The following is a 2,892-nucleotide window of genomic DNA, read 5'->3' as shown; positions in this document are numbered from 1 at the left end:
TTACCGGATAAGCCGATGGCGCTCACCATCCTGCCGAATTTACACCACGTCCCAAGATTCTACCTTATCAGCGGTAAACGCTGGGGCGGTGTAGTGGCGACCGGTGGCGCAGTCGGACTGAGCTGGGATCGCGGCGGCGCACACGGCGTATGGGCCGTTCTCAGCGCACATGAGCTAACGGGTAAAAACGTGGCGGATAACTAGCGCGAGCGCCTGATGAGCGGCTACTACAAGCTGATCAACGGCGATAACCGCCGGGCGACCATCGGCGTTAACGGTATGCAGTGACACTACGGGCAGGAGCTGAGTGACTATTCGCTCGGCCAAGGCGGCTACTACAGCCCGCAGCGCTATACCTCGCTGTCGATGCCGGTGACATATCGCTAGGGCACGGCTAACTGGTCGTTTGACCTTGGCGGCTCGGGTTCGCTGTCGAACGCACATAGCCACGCCACGCCGCGCTATCCGCTGCACTTCGGCGCGATCACCGCCGATAACGCCGCGGGCAGTGACGGCGGCGGCTCCGGCTTTGGCTACACCTTACAGGCGCTGGTCGAGCGCAGCCTGACCTGACCACCCACTGGACACTGGGCTTCAGCGTGGATATCCAGCAGGCCAAAGATTACCCCCCGAGCCACGGATTGCTATATCTGCGCTACTCGATGGCGGGCTGGCAGGGCGACCTTGATATGCCGTCACAGCCGCTGGTGCCGTACGCCAGCCTGAAGTAAGCGGCGTGACCGTTCTCCCAAGAAAACACCTAAACCTCGCCCAGAGTAGCGTGATAGCTTAACAACCCGCAGTCATAGGATATACTAAGGGTGATTTTAGTCCTTTCAGCAGAGTTCTTCGGAGAGCAGGCTTGCGAGTCAGTCGTTCATTAACGATCAAGCAGATGGCGACCATTTGCAGCGTTGCGGTGGTCACGATTTGTATTTTTATCGTCATACAGCTTTTCCATTTTGTGCAGCAGCGCAGGATTGACTACGCCCAGCAGATGGAGAACATGGCGCATACCGTGCGTCAGCCACTCTCGCAGGCGGTGCTGAAGGCGGACATTCCTCAGGCTGAATTTATCCTCAACTCGCTGCGCCCTGCCGGTATTTTGGCGCGGGCGGAAGTGGTGCTGCCAAACGGCTTGCAAGCGCTGCACACCGATTTTGAACCCGCAAATCCGGTGCCGCAGTTTATCGCCCGACTGTTTGAGCTGCCGGTGCAGATCACCGTGCCGCTCTATTCGGTTGAGCCGACCGACCCGAAACCGCTGGCGCTGCTGGCGCTGCAGGCCGATTCATGGCGCGTGTATCAGTTTATCCTCAGCGCGGTTTCCACCATGGTGACCATCTATCTGCTGCTGGCGCTGATCCTCTCGGTATCGATCAGCTGGTGTATCAACCGCCTGATGGTCAGGCCGCTGCGCGCTATCGCCGCCGAGCTGCAGGACCTTAGCCCGCAGCATGGTATCGGCCATCAGCTGCCGCTGCCGAAATACCATCGTAACGATGAAATAGGCATGCTGATTCGCAACTACAACCGCAACCAGCTGGCGCAGGCGGCGCTGTATGCCGGGCAGCCTGCTGAGCTGAGCGCCGCTGGTAAGCCGTGCACGGTGTGTGAGCAGGACATTGTGCGCGGGCAGCAGCAGTTTGCCTTGTGGCTGCAGCCGCAGATCGATATGCGCAATGGTCAGCTGGTCGGGGCAGAAGCGCTGCTGCGCGTGCGCCAGGTAGACGGCAGCTGGTCGCTGCCGGACGATATGATCCCGTGCGCGGAGGAAAAAGGGGTGATTAGCGCGCTGGGCCGTTGGGTATTTGAAGAGTCCTGCCGGGTGCTGGCAGGCTGGCAGCAGCAGGGCATTACGCTGCCGCTGAGCGTGAATTTCTCCGCCGTGCAGCTCAGCGCCACGTCAATGGTCAGCCACTTACAGAATTTGATTATGCAGCATCAGATCTGCCCCGGCAGCCTAGTGCTTGAGATCACCGAAACCGCGCAGATTGGTAAGCCGCAGCAGGCGCTCAGCCTGTTGCAGCAGCTGCACCAGGTGGGCGTGTCGGTAGCGCTCAACGATTTCGGCATGGGCTATGCCAACCTCAACTGGCTGAATCAGTTCAAAGCCCTGCCGATCGCCAAGCTGAAGATGGACCGCAGCTTCGTGGTGGCGCTGCCCGAAGACGACACTATGGTGCGCATCGTCGCGGCTATTGCCGAGATCATCACGCTCGACGTGGTGGCAGAAGGAGTGGAAACTGCAGCACAGCGCGACTGGCTGCTGGCGCGCGGCATCCATATCGGCCAGGGCTACTTCTATTCCGAAGCGCTGCCGCTGGCGCAGTTTCAGCAGCAGTACCTGTAAAATCCTGCTGTTCCACTCACTGGCTTTGTATATAAAAAATGCAACGCCAATGACAAAGCGAGGATGGCTGGTGTACAATTATTCAGCAAGTTGCATCAGGAGGTTATATACCTGCAAAAAATCTGACTTAGAAAGAGCTTGTTAAAGCTCTGTCTGATGGACAAAAAGCTGGATCTGTTCAGCTGACAGGGACAAGGTAAGGGCACTGTTGCAAAGATCTGGCGATGGTAAACTGATGCCACTGTTTAGTTGAAGGAGCAGCACATGAACCCATTTAAAGGTCGACATTTTGAGCGTCATATTATCCTGTGGGCCGTCCGCTGGTACTGCAAATATGGCATCAGTTATCGTGAGCTGCAGGAGATGCTGGCTGAGCGAGGGGTAAATGTCGATCACACCACGATTTATCGATGGGTTCAGCGTTCTGCACCTGAGATGGAAAAGCGGCGGCGCTGGTACTGGCGTCAACCTTCCGGTTTTGGCTCATGGCATCTCGATGAAACCTACGTGAAGGTCAACGGACGCTGGGCTTATCTGTA

Annotated in this window: 2 protein-coding genes and 1 pseudogene; all 3 read left to right on the top strand. The window is 57.6% G+C overall.

Going from position 1 to position 2,892, the window contains the following annotated elements:
- Window positions 1-69: 69 nt before the first annotated feature.
- Window positions 70-731, top strand: a pseudogene (locus BBW68_RS15980) (cellulose synthase subunit BcsC-related outer membrane protein); the annotation flags it as partial.
- A gap of 131 nt (window positions 732-862) precedes the next feature.
- Complete coding sequence (locus tag BBW68_RS05595; protein WP_070134361.1) at window positions 863-2,353, top strand: EAL domain-containing protein; 1,491 nt, start codon at window positions 863-865, stop codon at window positions 2,351-2,353.
- A 264-nt stretch (window positions 2,354-2,617) separates the two neighbouring features.
- Window positions 2,618-2,892, top strand: a 275-nt coding sequence (locus tag BBW68_RS05590) for an IS6 family transposase (RefSeq protein ID WP_148127483.1), incomplete at its 3' end; no start/stop codon positions are given.

Source organism: Candidatus Erwinia dacicola (genome assembly GCF_001756855.1).
In the GTDB taxonomy this organism is placed as follows: Bacteria; Pseudomonadota; Gammaproteobacteria; order Enterobacterales; family Enterobacteriaceae; genus Erwinia; species Erwinia dacicola.
Note: the sequence above shows the minus strand (reverse complement) of the source record. Positions and strands in the feature narration are given on the sequence as shown.